The 18,012-nt window shown below is 74.0% G+C and carries 12 protein-coding genes, 1 tRNA gene and 1 pseudogene; 7 read left to right on the top strand and 7 right to left on the bottom strand.

Annotated elements, in window-relative coordinates:
* Nucleotides 1-7 precede the first annotated feature (7 nt).
* The 4 genes from ABZ840_RS25660 to ABZ840_RS25645 are packed head-to-tail and all read left to right on the top strand — an operon-like array spanning nt 8 to nt 3,759.
* Complete coding sequence (locus ABZ840_RS25660) at nt 8-655, top strand: ABC transporter permease (RefSeq protein ID WP_361562639.1); 648 nt, start codon at nt 8-10, stop codon at nt 653-655.
* Nucleotides 648-1,889, top strand: coding sequence for a betaine/proline/choline family ABC transporter ATP-binding protein (locus tag ABZ840_RS25655; protein ID WP_361562637.1), 1,242 nt, complete (start codon nt 648-650; stop codon nt 1,887-1,889). Before ABZ840_RS25660 ends, ABZ840_RS25655 begins: the two co-directional genes overlap by 8 nt.
* Nucleotides 1,886-2,758, top strand: coding sequence for an ABC transporter permease (locus ABZ840_RS25650; RefSeq protein WP_361562635.1), 873 nt, complete (start codon nt 1,886-1,888; stop codon nt 2,756-2,758). Before ABZ840_RS25655 ends, ABZ840_RS25650 begins: the two co-directional genes overlap by 4 nt.
* The gene (locus tag ABZ840_RS25645; RefSeq protein WP_361562634.1) at nt 2,758-3,759 is read left to right on the top strand and encodes a glycine betaine ABC transporter substrate-binding protein; all 1,002 of its coding nucleotides are present in this window, start codon (nt 2,758-2,760) and stop codon (nt 3,757-3,759) included. The genes ABZ840_RS25650 and ABZ840_RS25645 overlap by 1 nt, the downstream gene beginning before the upstream one ends.
* 65 nt (nt 3,760-3,824) lie before the next feature.
* Here ABZ840_RS25645 and ABZ840_RS25640 read toward each other — a convergent pair whose 3' ends face one another.
* The 4 genes from ABZ840_RS25640 to ABZ840_RS25625 form a co-directional block, all read right to left on the bottom strand.
* Nucleotides 3,825-4,604, bottom strand: a complete 780-nt coding sequence (locus tag ABZ840_RS25640) for a S16 family serine protease (RefSeq protein WP_361562633.1) — start codon at nt 4,602-4,604, stop codon at nt 3,825-3,827.
* Between the two features lie 104 nt (nt 4,605-4,708).
* Complete coding sequence (locus ABZ840_RS25635) at nt 4,709-5,350, bottom strand: helix-turn-helix domain-containing protein (RefSeq protein WP_361562631.1); 642 nt, start codon at nt 5,348-5,350, stop codon at nt 4,709-4,711.
* A gap of 309 nt (nt 5,351-5,659) precedes the next feature.
* A complete protein-coding gene (locus ABZ840_RS25630; protein ID WP_361562852.1) occupies nt 5,660-7,435 on the bottom strand; it encodes a DEAD/DEAH box helicase in 1,776 nt (591 codons plus the stop codon).
* Nucleotides 7,436-7,560: 125 nt separating this feature from the next.
* Nucleotides 7,561-9,090: an MFS transporter gene (locus tag ABZ840_RS25625; RefSeq protein ID WP_361562629.1), complete on the bottom strand. Its 1,530-nt coding sequence runs from the start codon at nt 9,088-9,090 to the stop codon at nt 7,561-7,563.
* A gap of 183 nt (nt 9,091-9,273) precedes the next feature.
* On the opposite strand from ABZ840_RS25625, the gene ABZ840_RS25620 reads away from it, so the two are divergent.
* The 3 genes from ABZ840_RS25620 to ABZ840_RS25610 all read left to right on the top strand — a co-directional run bounded on the left by ABZ840_RS25620 (nt 9,274) and on the right by ABZ840_RS25610 (nt 10,734).
* On the top strand, nt 9,274-10,173 hold the full coding sequence (locus ABZ840_RS25620) for an alpha/beta hydrolase (RefSeq protein ID WP_361562627.1): 900 nt from the start codon (nt 9,274-9,276) through the stop codon (nt 10,171-10,173).
* A 123-nt stretch (nt 10,174-10,296) separates the two neighbouring features.
* A tRNA-Cys gene (locus tag ABZ840_RS25615) sits at nt 10,297-10,368 on the top strand.
* A gap of 162 nt (nt 10,369-10,530) precedes the next feature.
* Complete coding sequence (locus ABZ840_RS25610; protein ID WP_361562625.1) at nt 10,531-10,734, top strand: hypothetical protein; 204 nt, start codon at nt 10,531-10,533, stop codon at nt 10,732-10,734.
* A gap of 55 nt (nt 10,735-10,789) precedes the next feature.
* Here the strand turns inward: ABZ840_RS25610 and ABZ840_RS25605 are convergent, their stop codons facing one another.
* The 3 genes and pseudogenes from ABZ840_RS25605 to ABZ840_RS25595 all read right to left on the bottom strand — a co-directional run bounded on the left by ABZ840_RS25605 (nt 10,790) and on the right by ABZ840_RS25595 (nt 17,905).
* Nucleotides 10,790-13,123, bottom strand: coding sequence for a xanthine dehydrogenase family protein molybdopterin-binding subunit (locus ABZ840_RS25605; RefSeq protein WP_361562623.1), 2,334 nt, complete (start codon nt 13,121-13,123; stop codon nt 10,790-10,792).
* An 803-nt stretch (nt 13,124-13,926) separates the two neighbouring features.
* Nucleotides 13,927-14,655: pseudogene (locus ABZ840_RS25600) on the bottom strand ((2Fe-2S)-binding protein); the annotation flags it as partial.
* A gap of 2,353 nt (nt 14,656-17,008) precedes the next feature.
* Nucleotides 17,009-17,905 carry an FAD binding domain-containing protein gene (locus ABZ840_RS25595; protein WP_361562621.1) on the bottom strand — a complete coding sequence of 299 codons (897 nt, stop codon included), beginning with the start codon at nt 17,903-17,905 and terminating at the stop codon, nt 17,009-17,011.
* Nucleotides 17,906-18,012 lie beyond the last annotated feature (107 nt).

Genomic DNA, 18,012 nt, shown 5'->3' with positions numbered 1-18,012 from the left:
ACCCCGAGTGAGCTTCTGGGAGTACGTCGCAGGCCGGCACACCCAGCTGCTGATCGACACGTATCAGCACGCCAGTGCGGTGTTCCAGTGCATGGTTCTCGCCACCCTCATCGGGGTGCTCGTCGGCGTCCTCACCTATCGCAGCGAGTGGATGGGCAACCTCGCCACCACCGCGACGGCCACGATCCTGACCGTCCCCTCGCTGGCCATGATCGGCCTGCTCATCCCCATCGTCGGCCTGGGCGTCGCGCCCACGGTCGTCGCCCTCACGCTCTACGGGCTGCTGCCGATCGTCCGGAACGCCGTCGTCGGCCTGCGCGGGGTGGACCCCACGCTGGTCGACGCGGCGAAGGGCATCGGGATGTCCCGGGTCGCCCGGCTGCTCAAGGTCGAGCTGCCGCTCGCCTGGCCGCCGATCCTGACCGGCATCCGGGTCGCCACCCAGATGCTCATGGGCATCGCCGCGATCGCCGCCTTCGCCTCGGGCCCCGGCCTGGGCAACGAGATCTTCCGCGGCATCGCCTCCCTGGGCAGCGCCAACGCGCTGAACCAGGTCCTCGCGGGGACCCTCGGCATCGTGATCCTCGCGCTCCTCTTCGACGCCGCGTACGTACTCATCGGACGCCTGACCATCCCCAGGGGGATCCGTGCCTGAGCAGACCACCACGGGCGCCGCCATTCAGCTGGAGAACCTCACCAAGCGCTACGCGAGCGGCGCGGTCCCGGCGGTGGACAACGTCACCATGGACATCAAGGCCGGCGAGATCGTGATCCTCGTCGGGCCCTCCGGGTGCGGCAAGTCCACCACCCTGAAGATGATCAACCGGCTGATCGAGCCCACCTCGGGCCGCATCAGGATCGGCGACGAGGACGTCACCGACATGGACCCGGTCCGGCTGCGCCGCAAGGTCGGGTACGCCATCCAGTCCTCCGGGCTCTTCCCGCACATGACGGTGGCCCAGAACATCGCCCTGGTACCGAAGATGGTGGGCTGGTCCCGGACGAAGATCAAGAGCCGGGTCGAGGAGATGCTGGACCTGGTGGGCCTGGACCCGCGCGAGTTCCACGACCGCTACCCCCGCCAGCTCTCCGGCGGCCAGCAGCAGCGCGTCGGCGTGGCCCGCGCGCTCGCCGCCGACCCGCCGGTACTCCTGATGGACGAACCGTTCGGCGCGGTCGACCCGATCACCCGCGACCACCTCCAGGACGAGCTGATCCGGCTCCAGCACGAGCTGCACAAGACGATCGTCTTCGTCACCCACGACTTCGACGAGGCCATCAAGCTCGGCGACCGCATCGCCGTCCTGCGCGAACGCTCGCACATCGCCCAGTTCGACACCCCCGAGGCCATCCTCACCAACCCCACCGACGACTTCGTCTCCGGCTTCGTCGGCGCGGGCGCGGCCCTGAAGCGCCTGAACCTCACGCGCGTACGCGACGTGGAGGTCGTCGACTTCCCCACCGCCACCATCGAGGACCCGCTGCAGTCCATCTTCGACAAGCTGCGCGAGGGCGCCAGCAAGGAACTGCTGCTGCTGGACCGGCACAACCGGCCGTACAAGTGGCTGCGCCGCGGCGACGTCACGCTCGCCAAGGGCTCGCTCGCCCGGGCCGGCACGCTCGTGCACGACACCGTCACCCGGGACGCCACGCTGCGGGACGCCCTGGAGGCCGTGCTCACCGACAACGCCGGCCGCGTCGCGGTCACCGGGCGGCGCGGCGAGTACACCGGCGTCGTCGACGTGGAGACGCTGATGAACAACGTGCACGAGCTGCTGGAGGCGGACCGGATGGACGCCATCGAGCACCGGCACGAGCTGGAGGAGCAGCGCCACCAGCAGACCCTCCGGGAGCAGGAGGGCACCGACGCCCACGGGGCCTCGGCATGAGCCCGCGCGAGGAGAACCGGCGGGACGGCCGGCCGCCGGGCGAGCACGAGGTCATGGGGCTGGCCTTCCGGGACGAGGTGCGCGGGGGCGAACGCGAGGAGGAGCCGCCGGCTCCGCCGTCGCGGCCGCCCCGCCGGATCACCTGGCAGAAGGCCACCTTCCTGCCGTTCGTGCTGGTCGTGGCGCTGCTCGCCACCTGGCTGTGGTTCCGCGGCGCGCACCTGGATTCCATCGCCCACCAGGCGGTCGACGACGGCAAGGTGTGGATGGCGTTGCGCCAGCACATCTACCTCACCGCGGTCTCCACCTTCTTCGTACTGATCATCGCGATCCCGCTGGGCATCGCGCTGACCCGGGCGAAACTGCGGAAGGCGACCCCGGCGGCGGTGGCCCTGGCCAATCTCGGCCAGGCCATCCCGGCCCTGGGTCTGCTGGTGCTGCTGGTCATCTGGCTCGGCGTGGGCCCCAGGGCCGCGATCATCGGCATGATCATCTACGCCGTGCTGCCGGTGCTCGCCAACACCATCGCCGGACTCCAGGCCATCGACCCCACCCTCACCGAGGCGGCCCGCGGCGTCGGCATGTCACCGATGGGCGTACTCACCAAGGTCGAGCTGCCGCTGGCGGTACCGCTGATCCTGGCCGGCGTGCGCAACGCGCTGGTCCTGAACGTCGGCACCGCCACCCTCGCCACGTTCGGCGGCGGCGGGGGCCTGGGCGACCTGATCTCGGCCGGGATCGTCACCCAGCGCATGCCGGTACTGATCCTGGGTTCCGTACTGACCGTGGCGCTCGCCCTGCTGGTCGACTGGCTGGCATCGCTCGCCGAACTGCTGCTGCGGCCGCGCGGCCTGGAGGGGACGTCCTGATGGGGAACCGGCGTACGCACCGGACGACCGCACTGGCGGCGGCCGGCACGCTGCTCGCGGCGCTCGCGCTCGGCGGCTGCGGCCTGGTCAGCGGCAGCCCGATGACCGACGAGGTCAAGCCCGGCAAGGACGCGGGCTACGAGGGGCAGCCGCTGAAGGGCGCGCAGCTGACCGTGACGTCCAAGGAGTTCACCGAGCAGATCGTGCTCGGCCAGATCATGGGCCTGGCCCTGAAGGCGGCCGGCGCCACGGTCGTGGACAAGACCAACATCCAGGGCTCGATCGGCGCCCGCGAGGCGGTGACCTCCGGCACGGCCGACGGCAGTTACGAGTACACCGGCACGAGCTGGATCACCTACCTCGGGAACACCGAGCCCATCCCCGACGAGCGCAAGCAGTGGGAGGCGGTGAAGGCCGCCGACAAGAAGAAGGACCTGGTCTGGCTCCCGTACTCGGAGCTGAACAACACCTACGCGCTGGCGCTGCTGCCGTCCGACCAGAAGAAGTACGGCGTCTCGAACCTCTCGGACCTGGCCGGGCTGCTGAAGAAGGACCCGGGCGCCGTCACGCTGTGCGTGGAGAACGAGTTCGCCACCCGCAACGACGGCCTGCCCGGCATGGTGAAGAAGTACGGCCTGAAGATCCCGTCGGGAAACATCAAGCGGATGTCGGCCGGCGTGATCTACACCCAGGTCAAGAAGGGCGGCACCTGCACCTTCGGCGAGGTCTACACGACCGACGGGCGCATCCAGGCGATGGGCCTGAAGACGCTCACGGACGACAAGCACTTCTTCCCGAACTACAACGCGGCGCCGCAGATGTACGCGCCGACGATGAAGAAGTACCCGGCCATCGCCGACGTGCTCGCGCCGATCACCAGGGCGCTGAACAACAAGGTCGCGCAGGAGCTGAACGGCAAGGTCGACGTGGACGGCGAGGACCCGCACGAGGTCGCCAAGGACTGGCTGGTGTCGGAGGGGTTCATCAAGGCGAAGGACTGAGCGGCCGCCCGTGACGGGTGGCGGGTGCCCGGCCGTCGGTCCGGCCGGGCACCGCCGGTCGCCGATCAGCAGCTGGGCACCTTGCCGCCGGAGTTCAGGGCCTTGAGCGTGTCCACCGTGCCGGAGAGCGTGGTGACGGGGATCAGCCGCATGTCCTCGGGAAGGTTGGCGCGGGCGTCGGAGCACTCGTCCTTCGGCACCAGGAAGTACTTCGCGCCCTCGCGGTGCGCGGCCTGCGTCTTGAGCGCCACGCCGCCGACCGGGCCGACCTTGCCGTCGGTGGTGATCGTGCCGGTCCCGGCGATGGAGCGGCCGCCGGTCAGGTCGTGGCCGGCGCCGTCCCCGTCGATGGTGTCGATGATGCCGAGCGTGAAGAGCAGTCCGGCGCTCGGGCCACCGACGTCCGCCAGCTTCAGGTCCACCCGCACGTCCTTCGGGGAGCGGTGCAGGTAGCGCAGGGCCGCGCCGACCGCCGCGTCCTGCGACTCCTTCATCTGCGCCGCGTTGTGCTTCGCCACCTCTTCGGTGTTGTCCCCGACCGGGTACACCGTGTCGCGCGGCATCACGGCCTCGTCCCGCCGGAACCAGGCCTTCAGCACCTCCGGCAGATGCGCGGAGACCTGCGGCCCGGTGGCCACGATGGCCGTCATCCGCAGCTCACCACTGGTCTTGCGGGCCTTGGCACCGTGGACGGTGATGACCGGTTCGCCCTTGTGCTCGCCGAGGACGTTCGCGGCCGGTCCCGGGTAGGCGATCGAGAACGGCAGCGGCACAAAGGCGGCAACGGCGAGGAGCGCGATGACGAGGGCGGAGCAGACCGCCAGGGTGCGGGCGCGAGAAGACACCCCGCCACCCTAGATGACCTCCGTACCGAAGATCCCACCGCGGCGCGGTACACGGCCGCGAGAGGGTCCCGTACGTACGGGCGGGACGTACGGCGTTCCGTACGTCAGCGCAGCGCCTCCGCGACCTCCTTGGCCGCCGCGACCACCCGGGCGCCGACCCGCTCGGGCACGGTGTCGGCGAGCAGCACCACACCGACGCTGCCCTCGATGCCGCTCACCCCGAGCAGCGGTGCGGCAGCCCCGCTCGCCCCGGCCTCCAGCTCGCCGTGGGTCAGCGCGAGCCCGTCGCCCTCCGTCTGTCCCTGGCGGGCCTGCAGGATGGCGCGGCCGGCGGCCCCGCGGTCCAGCGGGTGCCGGAACCCGGCCCGGTAGGCGACGTGGTAGTCCGTCCAGGTCGGCTCGACGACGGCGACGGCCAGCGCTTCGGTGCCGTCGACGAGCGTGAGGTGGGCGGTGGCGCCGAGGTCCTCGGCCAGCGAGCGCAGCGCGGGCAGCGCCGCTTCGCGCACCAGGGGGTGCACCTGCCGGCCCAGGCGCAGGACGCCCAGGCCGACCCTGGCCCGGCCGCCGATGTCGCGGCGGACCAGCGCGTGCTGCTCCAGGGTGGCCAGCAGACGGTAGACCACGGTCCGGTTCACCCCGAGCTTGTGGGAGAGCTCGGTGACGGTGAGGCCGTGGTCGGTGTCGGCGAGCAGCTTGAGGACCCGCAGTCCTCGGTCGAGCGTCTGGGAGGTCTCCGCGGTCACGACGCCTCCTCCTCGGGTGAGTGGCGGCTCTGGCTCTACGGGGAGGTCGCCCTGCCGGTCCCACGGCAGCGCTGACGAGGCCGCCGGTTCTGGCACCGGCTGCGCTCCGCGGCGGCGCTGCCACGGGGCGTGTTCGTGACCGGGACAGTAGCGATCCAGTCCGGTCAGCGGAAGAGTCCGTCCAGAATCCGGGCGTAGCTGCCCGCTCTATCCCCATTGATCCCGGCGTGACGGCACTGGGTGCCGGTGAAAGAAGGGGGCGGCCCCGCTCGGGGACCGCCCTTCACACCCGCGTACGCGCGGCGCGGGTCAGCGCATCCGCGTGGCCCACTCCTGGACCTTCTTGATCCGCTCCCGGATCTGCCCGGCGGTGGCCTCCGCGCTCGGCGGCCCGCCGCACACCCGGCGCAGCTCGTTGTGGATCACGCCGTGCGGCTTGCCGCTCTGGTGGACGTACGCGCCCACCAGCGTGTTCAGCTGCTTCCGCAGCTCCAGCAGCTCCTTGTGCGTGACCACGGGGCGCCGCTCGGCGGGCAGCTCCAGGAGGTCGGCCTCCTCGGCCGGCCGCTTCTTGCTGTGCGCGATCTGCCGGGCCTGCCGCTTCTGGAGCAGCATCTGCACCTGGTCCGGCTCCAGCAGACCGGGGATGCCGAGGTAGTCCTGCTCCTCCTCGCTGCCCGCGTGCGCCTGCATGCCGAACTCGGCGCTGTTGTAGAGCACCCGGTCGAAGACCGCGTCGGACTCCAGCGCCTCGAAGGAGAACTGCTCCTGCTCGCCGGTGTCCTCGTCCTGCTCCTTGTTCGCCTCGTCCATCTCCTTCTCGGACTCGGCGTACGGGTCTTCCTCGCCGTCCTTCTTCGGCTTGTCGAGCACGTGGTCGCGCTCGACCTCCATCTCGTTGGCGAAGCCGAGCAGCATGGGGACGGTGGGGAGGAAGACGGACGCCGTCTCGCCGCGCCGCCGGGACCGCACGAAACGGCCCACGGCCTGCGCGAAGAACAGCGGCGTCGAGATCGTCGTGGCGTACACGCCGACCGCCAGCCGCGGCACGTCGACGCCCTCGGACACCATCCGGACCGCGACCATCCAGCGGTCCTCGGAGTGCGAGAAGTCGTCGATGCGCTGCGAGGCGCCGGTGTCGTCGGAGAGGACGAGCGTCGCCTTGTGCCCCGTTATCTCCCGGATCAGCTTGGCGTACGCGCGCGCCTGCTCCTGGTCGGAGGCGATGACCAGCGCACCGGCGTCCGGAATGGACTTCCTGACCTCCGTCAGCCGCTGGTCCGCAGCGCGCAGCACGTTCGGCATCCACTCGCCGCGCGGGTCCAGCGCGGTGCGCCAGGCCTGCGAGACGGCGTCCTTGGTCATCGGCTCGCCCAGCCGCGCCGCGATCTCGTCGCCGGCCTTGGTCCGCCAGCGCATGTTGCCGCTGTAGGACATGAAGATGACGGGCCGGACGACGCCGTCGGCCAGCGCGTTGCCGTAGCCGTAGGTGTAATCCGCCGAGCTGCGCCGGATGCCGTCGTTCCCCTCCTCGTACGTCACGAAGGGGATCGGGTTGGTGTCCGACCGGAAGGGCGTACCGGTCAGCGCGAGCCGCCGGGTGGCCGGCTCGAAGGCCTCCTGGCACGCCTCGCCCCAGGACCGGGAGTCACCGGCGTGGTGGATCTCGTCGAGGATCACCAGCGTCTTGCGCTGCTCGACGCGGTTGCGGTGCAGCATCGGCCGGACGCCCACGCCCGCGTACGTCACGGCGACGCCGTGGTACTCGCGGCTCAGCGGCCCCGCGCTGTACTCCGGGTCCAGCTTGATGCCCAGCCGGGCTGCCGCCTCCGCCCACTGCTTCTTGAGGTGCTCGGTGGGCGCGACCACGGTGACCTGCTGCACGACGTGGTGGTGCAGCAGCCACGAGGCGAGGGTGAGCGCGAAGGTCGTCTTGCCCGCGCCCGGGGTCGCGACCGCGAGGAAGTCCCGCGGCTGGGTCTCGATGTACTTGTCCATCGCGCCCTGCTGCCAGGCGCGCAGCTTGTTCGCGGTACCCCAGGGGGCCCGTCCCGGGAAGGCCGGGGACAGGTGCTGGTTGTTCATGGCGCTGGTGGTAGTACTCACGGTCTCCGTCGGCTGGCTCGGCGATCGGCAACCGCGTCAGGGTACCCGTGTCGCCTCGCCCGCCGGATGATTCAGGCCGGGCGGCGGAGCGGGTGCGACTCAGCTCACATTCCCGGTCCGGGTGCGGGCCCGGCCGCCGGTCCGGTCGCCGGTTCCGCTTCCGCCGCGGGCCGGAGCCGGGTCGCCACGTACGCGCCCACCAGCGCGACCAGGGACATCGTCGCGAAGACGGCGGCGAAGGCGGCCGGGTGCGCGACGGTGGAAGCACCGGTGTGCGTGCCGGGGTGAGCCGTGGTGACCGCGCCCCCGCCGAAGGCGACGAAGAGGATTCCGGCCACGCCGACGAAGACGATGTTGCCCAGCGCGTCGGAGACCTGGAGGGAGGCGGAGTTGCGGCCCGCGTCCTCGGGGCGCGACAGCTTCAGCAGCAGCACGCTGCCGCTGGAGATGGTCAGCCCCATGCCGAACCCGGCGATGACCCAGGAGAACGCCACGACGGCGGCCGGCACCGCCTCGATGAGCGCCAGGGGCAACAGGGCGACGGCCAGGGCCATCAGGAGCATGCCGAGGCCCATCAGCCGCTCGCGGTACGGCTCCAGACGCGGGCGGCTCTGCGTGTACGAGCCGAGCGCCCAGGTCAGGCCGCCGCCGGTGAGCGAGAGCCCGGCCAGCGTCGGGCTCAGCCCGCGCTGGGTGACCAGCATCAGCGGTACGAAGCTCTCCGCGGCGAGCAGCGCGCCCGCCGCGAGCCCGCGGATGAGCACCACGGACGGCAGCCCGCGCGCCGCCCGGAAGGTCCCCCGGGGCAGCAGCCGCAGCACCGCGGGCACGAGCAGCGCCAGCCCCGCGGCGGCGGGCAGCAGCGCGACCGGGCGCAGGTCCTGCCCCGCGTACTGGAGCAGCCCGGCACCGGCGGCCACGGCGAGCGCGAGGAGGATGCGGCGGCGGTCCAGCGACGCCGCGCCGTCCGCCGTGCGGGGCAGCTTGCGCAGGGCCGGGAGCATGACGGCGAGCGGCAGCAGCACCAGCACCGGTATGGAGAGGAAGACCCACCGCCAGCCCAGGTGCTCGGTGACCGTCCCCGAGACCACCGGCCCGACGATCACCGGCAGTACCCAGGCCGCCGAGAACGACGCGAGGACGGCGGGCCGCAGCCGCTCCGGGTACGCGCGGCTCACGACCACGTACAGCGCGACGATCACCAGCCCGCCGCCGAGCCCCTGTACCGCGCGCCCCGCGACGAACGTCCACATCGTCGGCGCGGCACCCGCCAGCACCAGCCCGCCGCCGAAGGTGAAGATCCCGCTGAACAGCGGCGCGAGCGGCCCGTTCCGGTCGCACCAGGCGCCCGACAGCGCCATCGAGAACAGGCTCGCCGTGAAGTACGCGGAGAACGCGAACGCGTACAGCTCGATCCCGTCCAACGCCCGCGCCGCCACCGGCATCGCGGTGTTCACCGCACTCGCCTCGAACGCGATGAGCGACACGACGGAGATGATCCCGAGGGTGAGGGCACGGTGGGCACGGCCGAGCACGCCGCCTTCGGCGGGCTCGGGGAGCGGCACGGGCACGGCCCCGGGGGTCGGGACATCGGGGACGGCGACGTCACTGTCACGCGGGTCAGCGGTGGTCATCCCGCCAAGGTAAGACCCACAGCCGCTTTACGCCCCTGTCGTTCGCCCGAATTCCGCTCCGCCGCTGGACCTACGACGCGCGGGCCGTCACCCGGCCGGCGCCCCGGTCACCACCCGGCCGACGCACGGCCACCGCGCCGGTCGTCGCCCCGGTTCGCCCGCCCGATCCGGCACACTTCCCCCATGTCCCGCTCCCGCTCGTACCAGTACCGCTCCTACGACGGCACCGAACTGCACTACCGCGTGCTCGGCCCGGACGAGGCCGACTCCGGGCTCCCTCCCCTGGTCTGCCTGGCCGGCGGCCCCGCCCGCGACGCCGCCTACCTCGGCGACCTGGGCGGGCTCGACGCGGACCGCCGGCTGATCCTCCCGGACAGCCGCGGCACCGGCGCCTCACCGGCCGCCGAGGACCCGGCCGCGTACGCCTTCCCCCGCCTCGCCGAGGACCTGGAGGCGCTCCGCGCCCACCTCGGCCTGGAACGCTTCGCCCTCCTCGCGCACAGCGCCGCCGCGGCCACCGCGCAGGCGTACGCGGCCGGCCACCCGGACCGGCTGAGCCGCCTGGTCCTGGTCGCCCCCGGCTCCCGGCTCCAGGGCGAACTCCCCGACGACGCCCGGGAGATCTTCGAGTCCCGCGCCCACGAGGAGTGGTGGCCCGACGCCTCCGTGGCCGTCCAGCGGCTCTCGGAGACCGGCGACATGGACGAGGTACGGGACCTCCTCCGCCGCGCCGCCCCCCTGGCGTACGGCCACTGGGACGAACCCCAGCGCGCGCACGCCGCGGCCGAGGGCGACCAGCTCAACCCCGTGCCCCGCGCCGGCTTCTGGCAGGCCGTCGACGACACCGCGCGCGAGGCCCTGCTGGCCGCCCTCCGCGACGTGACCTGCCCGGTCCTGGTCGTCACCGGCGACCGCGACGCCCTCTCCGGCATGCGCGCCGGCGAACTGGTCGCCGCCTCCTTCCCGCACGCCCAGCTGCGCCCCCTCCACCTGGTCGGCCACTACCCCTGGGTCGACGACCCGGACCGCTTCCGCCCCCTGGTCGAAACCTTCCTCCACACAGCCGAAGCCCCGCTCTCCTGACCCCTCTCCCGGCCCTTGCGTGAACGCCGTGTTGCCCCGCATGACAACCGCATGGCACCCGGCCCCGATCCCTTGCCCCCTCCCCCACCCCCCTGCCTACTCTCAAGGCACGCACCAACCCCCGGCCGTGTGCCCGAGTGGTTCAGGGACTCGCCTGCAAAGCGAGTTACGCGGGTTCGATTCCCGCCACGGCCTCTGATGGCTTGACCAGGCAAGACGAAAGGGCGGCGCCCCCAGCGGGCGCCGCCCTTTCGTGTGTCGCTGCTCCGGAGGGATTGCGGGCGGGCGGACATGAAGGGCGGCGGAGCGCGGTACTCAGTGGCTGGACGCGATGGTGTCGCTCGTGAGGAGTGCGTGATGGGTGAGACGTACGGGCCCGGTGGGTCCAGTGCTGATGCTGTGGACGGGGTCGACAAGGACGAGCTGGAGAAGGCGGACAAGGACCGGCGGGAGGCCGAGGTCGCCCAGGAGGCCGCCGGGGAGGATCCGCACCGGCCCGGGACCGGGGAGCCGGCGCCGGGCCGCGAGGAGGGCGGTGACGGGCCGGGAAGGGGGCGGTGACGGGGCCGGTCGGCCCCGTTCCCGCGTCTCCTGCGGTGGTCCTTGTGCCTGCGGGTTACGCCAGGGGCGTGAGGGCCGCTGCCTGGGGGCGGATGGGGAGGCGGCCTATGGGGCGGCCGGTGGCGGCGCGGACGGCCGAGGCCACCGCCGCCGGGGCCGCGACGACCGGGGCAGCGGAGACCGGCTTGGCGCCGAACGGGGCCACCACGTCGCGCTCCTCGATGAGCTTGACGATGCGGATGTCCGGGGCGTCGAGGGAGGTCGGCAGCGGGTAGCCGGTCAGGTCCGGGTGGCGGACCAGGCCGCGGGTGGTGCGGAGGTTCTCCATCAGGGCGGCGCCCAGGCCCTGCGTGACGCCCGCCTCGATGCGCGCGCGCAGCTGGGCGGGGTTCAGTACCCGGCCGACGTCCTGCGCGACGGACAGCTCGACGACGCGGATCGTGCCCAGCTCGATGTCGACGTCGGCGACGCAGCGGATCGCGCAGAAGGCGAGGCCCACGAAGGCGTCGCCCTGACCGGTGTCGTCCAGCGGCTCGGTGGGGTGCGGGCGGCACTGCGCCGTGGCCCACAGCTCCTTGCCGTCCAGCGCCTCGGCGACGGTGGTGCTGAGCACGCCGTCGTACGAGGTGATCTTTCCGTCGGCGATCTGGAGGAGTTCGGTGGACATGCCGAACTTGTGGGCGAGGGGCTGGAGGAGCTGCGTACGGACCATCTTGGCCGCGCGCTCGACCGCTCCCCCCGAGACCCAGGTGTGGCGGCTGTGGCAGGCGCCGCCGGCCGGCGGCTGGTCGGTGTCGACGGCGGCGACGTGCACCTCTTCGACGCCGAGCGTCTCCTGGACAATCTGCCGGGCGAGGGTGGAGAAGCCCGACCCCGTCTCGACCGCCGCGCAGATCACCGTCGCCACCGAGCCGTTGACCTTGACCGTGGCCGTGGAGACCTCGTCCGCGCCCTCCGCGCCCAGCATGTGCACCATGCCGATGCCGTACCCGACGCCGCGGCGCACGGCGGACGGATCGCTGGCGCCCTCGGGCCCGCCCGGCAGCAGCCACTCCTCCTGAGGCGCGTCCTTCGGCAGGTCCGGGAGCGGGGCGTCCTGCACGGCCCGGAGCAGCTCGGCGACCGGCGCAGGGCAGGTGACGGTCTGGGAGGTCGGCAGGATGTCGCCGGTGGCCATGGCGTTGCGCAGCCGCAGCTCGGCCGGGTCCAGGCCCAGCTTCGCCGCCAGCTTGTCCATCTGGCCCTCGTACGCGGCGCACACCTGCATCGCGCCCTCGCCGCGCAGGTGCCCGGCGGGCGGGTTGTTCGTGCGGACCGCCCAGCCCTCCACGAAGGCGTGCGGGACGACGTACGGGCCGCAGGCGAAGGAGACGGCGGCGGCGAGCGCGTCGGCCGAGGTGTCGGCGTACGCGCCCGCGTCCATCAGGATCTGCGCCTCGACCTTCACCAGCTTGCCGTCGGAGTCGGCGTGGTGGCGGTACCGGAGGATGGTCGGGTGCCGGTGGGCGTGCGAGAGGAAGGACTCCTCGCGGGTCGCGGCCAGCTTGACCGGGCACCCCGTGCGCAGCGCGAGCATGCCGAGCGGCAGCTGGATGCCGGGGTCCTCGCGGTCGGCGGTCGCGCCGGGCACGCCGGTCACCACGATCTTGACCTTGTCCTGCGGCAGCCCGAAGCAGGCGGCGGCGAGGTCGCGGTCGGTGTGCGGGTCGGTGGCGGCGGTGTAGATCTCCACCCCGCCGTCGGGGCGGGGCACCGCGAGCCCGGCCTCGGCCCCGATGGGCGCCGGGTCCTGGCGGCCGATGCGGTACAGCCCCTCGACGACCACCTCGCCGGCCGCCTCGGGGTCACCGAAGCGCAGCGGGATGTGCCGCACGAGGTTGCCGTCCGGGTGCAACGGCTCGGCCTCGAAGGCCAGCTGGGGGTCGGTGACCGGCTCCAGCACCTCGTACTCGACGGCGATCGCGGCGGCCGCGAGCCGGGCGGTGTCGGGGTGGTCGGCGGCGATCGCGGCGATCGGCTCGCCGTGGTGACGCACCTCGTCCTTGGCGAAGACGGGCCGGTCGGGCGTGCCGCGCCCGTGCCCGGCGTCCCCGGGGACGTCCTCGTGCGTGACGACGGCCCGTACGCCCGGCATCTCGGCGGCGTGCTTGGTGTCGATCGAGAGGATGCGGGCGCGGGGGTGCGGGGAGCGCAGGACCGCGGCCCAGAGCAGGCCCTCGGCCCACAGGTCGGCCGCGTACGGGAAGATGCCCTGGGTCTTGGCGGGGGCGTCGGCCGACGGCAGCGAGACGCCCAGACCGTGCGGCGGCGGCTCCGCCTCGGTGGCCTGGTCGGTGGCGGGCGCGGCCGTGACGGTGACGGCGCCGGCGCCCTCGTTCGTGCCGGTCATGCGAGGCCTCCCGATTGCGGGTCGGCCCCCGGGCCCTGGGTGTTCGGGTCGTGGGGGTGGTGGGGACGGCGGTGCGATGCGGGGTCGGGGTGCGGGTCGAGACCCGGGTCCAGGTCCTCGACCAGCGCGTCCTGGCCCCCGAGGGCGTCGCGACCGTACGAGTCGTGCCCGGCGAGGGCGTCGTGCCCGTAGGAGTCGTGTCCGGCGAGGGCGTCCCGGCCGTAGGAGTCGTGCGTGGCGTACGGGTCGCCGTTGTACGCGGGACCGGCCCCGGCGTACGGATCGGCGCTGCCGTACGGGTCGCCGGTGAATCCGGGCGTGGCGTACTGGTCGGCCGTGGGCACGCCTTCGGGGTACGTGCCGTCGGCGTACCCGCCCTCGGGGTAGCCCCCTTCGGGGTAGCCGCCCTCGGGGTAACCGTTGTCGGCGTACGTCCCTTCGGGGTACGTGCCGTCGGGGTACGTCCCGTCCGCGTAGGTGCCGGTCTGATCGGCGTACGGGGGCGGGCCGTCGAAGGTGTCCTCGGGGCCGTGCGGGTGCAGGCCTTCGGGGGCGGCGAAGCCACGGCCGTCGGAGGCGTCGTGGAGCGCTTCGGTACCGGTGCCGTGCGCGTGGCCGTGATCGTGGCCCTGCGCGTGGCCGTGGTCGTACGGCTGCCCTTCCCCGTAGGAAGCGGCGTCGGGCGCGGCGTCGCCGTACGGCTGCTCCGGGTACGCCGCCTCCGGGTTCGGCTCCTCGGCGTACCCCTGCGCGGCGTACCCCGGGTCGGCGTACTGCTCCTCGGCGTACTGCTCCCCGTCGTAAGCGCCGGGGTCGGCCGGGCCCGCCTGGTGCGGGATACGGGCGGCCGGCTCCTGCTGGTCCGGGGCCTGCTCCGGCGCCGGGCCCTGGCCGTGCCCCTGGTCCTGTGGCTGGGCGTGCTCCTCGTCGTGCGCCTCGGCGGCGGCCCGGGCCGCCTCGGCACGGCCGGTGGCGACCTCCTGCACGGCGTCCAGGACGCCGCGGTAGCCGGAGCAGCGGCAGAGGTTGCCGCACAGCGCCTGGCGGGCCTGCAGCTCGGTGGGGGCGTGGTTGCCCTCCAGCAGGTCGTGCACCGTCATCGCCATGCCCGGGATGCAGAAGCCGCACTGCACGGCGCCGGAAGCGGCCAGTGCGCGCTGCACGTCGGACGGCGTGCCGTCCTTGGCCAGACCCTCGACCGTACGGACCTCGCTGCCCGCCGTGGTCGCGGCGGGCACCAGGCAGGACGCCACGAGACGGCCGTCGACCTGTACGGAGCAGGCGCCGCATTCGCCCTGGGAGCAGCCGTCCTTGGCGCCCGCGAGGCCGAGCCGCTCGCGCAGCACGTAGAGCAGGGACTCGCCGATCCAGGCGTCCGTGACCGGGCGGTCGATGCCGTTCACGGCCAGGACGTAGGAGGCACGGGGGTGCTCCAGGTCGGCGTGCGGGGAGGGATCCACGGGAGGCGCGGCGGTCGTCGCCGCTTCGGGAGCCGCGGGGTGCGCCGCTTCGGGAGCGGCGGGCGCCTCTTCCGGGGCGGCCACCGCGGAAGAGGCGGCGTCCGTGGCGGCGCCCGAACCGGCCTCGGTGTCAGCCTCGGGCCCGGGGGCGGCCTCGGCCTCGGGGCCGGTTTCGGTTCCGGGGGTGGCCTCGGCCGTGGCGGGTTCCGCCGGGGAGCCGGCCTCGGCGGACGGCGCCGGCGTCTCCGGCATCTCCTGCGCGTCGGCCGCGGCAGCGTCCGGTGCCCGGTCCTCCGGGGCCGGCTCCTGCTCCGGCGCTTCGCCGGACACCTCGGACGGCTCGGCTGCCGCCGCCGCGTCGGATGCGGCCGCCGGCTCCTCGGAGGCAGCGGTCCCGGCCGCGAGCGCCTCGGGAGCGACCTCCTCGGCCGCCTCCGGAGCCACAGCCTCGGGGGCAACCGCCTCAGGGGCGACCGCCTCGGGTGAGGCCGGCTCCTCGGGCGCTGCGGGCTCCGCAACGGGAGCCGCTCCCTCAGCAGAGGCTGTGCCCTCCTCAGGAGCCGTGCCCTCGGCGGGCCCCGTCTTCTCCGGGGCGGCAGCCGCGTCCTCGGGGGCAGCGACCGCGGCACCCGAAGGGGCCTCGGCATGAACGCCCTCGGGCTCCGCGGCGATGGTCTCCTCGGGGCGCGTCCCGGCGTCGGCCTCGGGGGCCGCACTGTTGGCATGCGCGTCGACATGCCCGGCATGCGCGTCGACATGCGCGCCGTCGGCCGGAGCCGCCACGCCGTCCGGCGCCATTTCCGGGGTCTCCGGACTTTCCAGGTTCTCCGGGCTCTCCGGCGCGTTCTCCGCCGGGCCCGTCACGCGCTCGGCCCCCGCGTCCGCCGGCTCCGCACGGCCGTCCTCCGCGGGTACGGTCCCGTCCCCCGCGAGCGCGGTCCCGGGCTCCGCCGGTGCGGGCTCGGGCTCCGCGGGCGCGGACTCGGCCAGCGGCTTCGGGGCGGTCCGGCGCCCCGAGACCAGGGCGTCCGCGAGGGCGATGCCGTCCGCCATGCCGCCACCGGGCGTGCCGAACAGGCTCTGGTACGGCGGGGGTTGGGTGTACTGCCCGGGGCTCGGCCACTGCTCGCCCTGCACCGGGGGCACGCCGTGCGGCGTCGGCGCATGACCGGCGTACCCCTGCGCGGCGTGCACGTCACCGGGGAGCGGCCACTGCACGGCGGCGCCGGGCGCCCCCGGCGCGTCGCCGGCCCCGTAGGCGCCCTGCTGCATCGCGTTCTGTGCCGCGGGGTGCGGCCCCACGTGGTACGGGCCGACGTGCTGCGGTCCGGCGGGCTGCGGCAGCCCCGCCTCACCCGCACGCCCGGCCCCGTTGCCGTCGCCGTCCCGGCCCCGGCCGTCGGCCGCCGCGTCCGCCGCGTCGGCCGTGTCCGGTCCGGGCGCCGCCGGGTCCGCCGGGGCGCCGAGGCCCGAGAAGTCCCAGTGTCCGGTGGGCTGCGGGGTGCCGGGCATGGTGGTCCGGCGGGCCGGGTCGGTCTCCTGGACCGGGTAGCCGCCGTGCGGGCCCTGGCGGTCGTCGACCAGGTACTCGCCGGACTCCTCCAGCACCTCGTCACCGGCGGCGGGCACCGCCCACTGGCCGGCGCCCGCGCCGAACGTCCCGTCCGCGCCCGGCTGCCCGTTCGCGCCCGCGACCGGCCACTCCACCGTGTCCGGCCCGTCGGCGTCATGGGTGCCGTCGCCGGGCCCGGAGGCGCCGTACTGCTCCCCGTCACCGGGCACGCCGGCCGGGGCCCCGCCGCCGTACGACATGGCCGCCGGGGCGTCCGCCGCCGGGTCCACGAAGGGCATGGTCCACTGGCCGGTCGCCGCGGGGTCCGTGCTCGCGCCGCCCGCCGGGGACACGTACGGCGAGGCCGCCGCGTCACCGGTACCCGTGGCCGCACCGTCGCCCGCCGCCGGGAAGTGGTCCGGGGGGATGTAGCCGTGCCCGGGGGCCGCGAGCGGGTCCGCGCCGTAGCCGTAGGCGGGCGCGCCGGCCTCGCCCTCGTGGCCCGCGCCCGGTACGCCGTATCCGCCGTGCGCCTCGCCGGCACCGGCCGCGCCCTGTGCGGCCGCCGTGCCGTGCGCCCCGTAGATGGCCGCGCCGTACGCGCCGGAGGCGTAGCCACCGGCACCGTGCGCGCCCGCGCCGTACGCCCCGTTCAGCCCGTACGCCTCCAGGTCGTCGGGCAGCTGGACGAAGGCCGTGGCCTCCTGGTCGTACTCGCCCTGCGGCAGCGGCTCCCAGCCCTGTCCGTGCTGGGGCTGACGCGGGGTGTCCCCGTCACTCATGCGCCGGCCTCGCTTCGCTCGGCTCGCTCGGCGGGCACGCCTGCGCCGTGCGCGGTGCGCTGCCCGTTGTCGGTCCGCTCGCTGCGCTCACTCACGAGAGCGCCCTCCCAAGTGCTCGGCGCGCCAGTGCTGACACCGTACGGCGCAGGTGCAGGGCGGCGGGCGGCAGGGTGGCCGCCTCGCTGCCGTCCTCCGGCGGCGCGGGATCCGGGATGCACGCGGCGGCCACGTAGTCGCCGAAGGCGGTCAGCGCTTCGGGGGCCAGGCCGCGGTCGTTGTCCCAGTCGATGAGGGAGGCCACCCACTGCTCGGCCTCCAGCGGGCGCAGCGGCATCATCGCGACCGCCCCGACCGCACATCGAACGCCTCGGCGCGCGGGGTCGAGGACCAGCGCGACGGATGCGGCCGCGCGCCCCGGGCCCGTCCGTCCGGTGGCCTTCAGGAAGGTCTGCGGCGCGTGCAGCAGCGGTACGCGCACGAAGCCGACGATCTCGCCCGGGCGCAGCATCTCCATGCCGGCGAGCAGGTGGCTGACCGGGACCTCGCGGCGGGCGCCGCCGGGTCCCGCGATGATCACGGTGGCTTCGAGGGCGGCGAGGACCGGCAGGGTGTCGCCGGTCGGCGCGGCCGTGACGATGTTGCCGCCGAGCGTCCCGGCGTTGCGGATCTGCGGCGGTCCGGCGGCGCGTGCCGCCGCGGCCAGGCCGGGGATCAGGGCCGCGAAGTCGGGGCGCCCCATGCGGGCGAGGGTGAGGCCGGCGCCGAGCAGCGCGTGGCCGTCCTGGTACTGCCAGCCGCGGATCTCGCTGATCCGGTTCAGGCCGACCAGCGCCGCCGGGCGCAGCAGCCCGGAGTTGACGGCGGCCATCAGATCGGTGCCACCGGCCACAGGCACGGCGGCGGGCATGGCGGCCAGCGCCGCCACGGCCTCGTCGAGCGAGGCCGGCAACGTCACGGAATGCGACGCCTGCGGTGCGTGCGTGGTCAACCCAGCTGCCCCTTCCCCGGTGTCCCGGCTGTGCTGTTCCGCCTCGCCGTACGGTACGTGCTCACGGCCCGGACGTGGCAACTCTGGCACATCTTCGCAGGCCCGCG

Source organism: Streptomyces sp. NPDC047117, assembly GCF_040643545.1.
In the GTDB taxonomy this organism is placed as follows: domain Bacteria; phylum Actinomycetota; class Actinomycetes; order Streptomycetales; family Streptomycetaceae; genus Streptomyces.
The sequence above is the reverse complement of the archived record's forward strand: the minus strand, read 5'-3'. Positions and strand labels throughout refer to the sequence as shown.

Coding starts and splice junctions, on each gene's coding strand:
- ABZ840_RS25650 (WP_361562635.1), top strand. CDS start 1,886: ATGAGCCCGCGCGAGGAGAACCGGCGGGACGGCCGGCCGCCGGGCGAG.
- ABZ840_RS25645 (WP_361562634.1), top strand. CDS start 2,758: ATGGGGAACCGGCGTACGCACCGGACGACCGCACTGGCGGCGGCCGGC.
- ABZ840_RS25630 (WP_361562852.1), bottom strand. CDS start 7,435: ATGAACAACCAGCACCTGTCCCCGGCCTTCCCGGGACGGGCCCCCTGG.
- ABZ840_RS25625 (WP_361562629.1), bottom strand. CDS start 9,090: ATGACCACCGCTGACCCGCGTGACAGTGACGTCGCCGTCCCCGATGTC.
- ABZ840_RS25620 (WP_361562627.1), top strand. CDS start 9,274: ATGTCCCGCTCCCGCTCGTACCAGTACCGCTCCTACGACGGCACCGAA.
- ABZ840_RS25610 (WP_361562625.1), top strand. CDS start 10,531: ATGGGTGAGACGTACGGGCCCGGTGGGTCCAGTGCTGATGCTGTGGAC.
- ABZ840_RS25605 (WP_361562623.1), bottom strand. CDS start 13,123: ATGACCGGCACGAACGAGGGCGCCGGCGCCGTCACCGTCACGGCCGCG.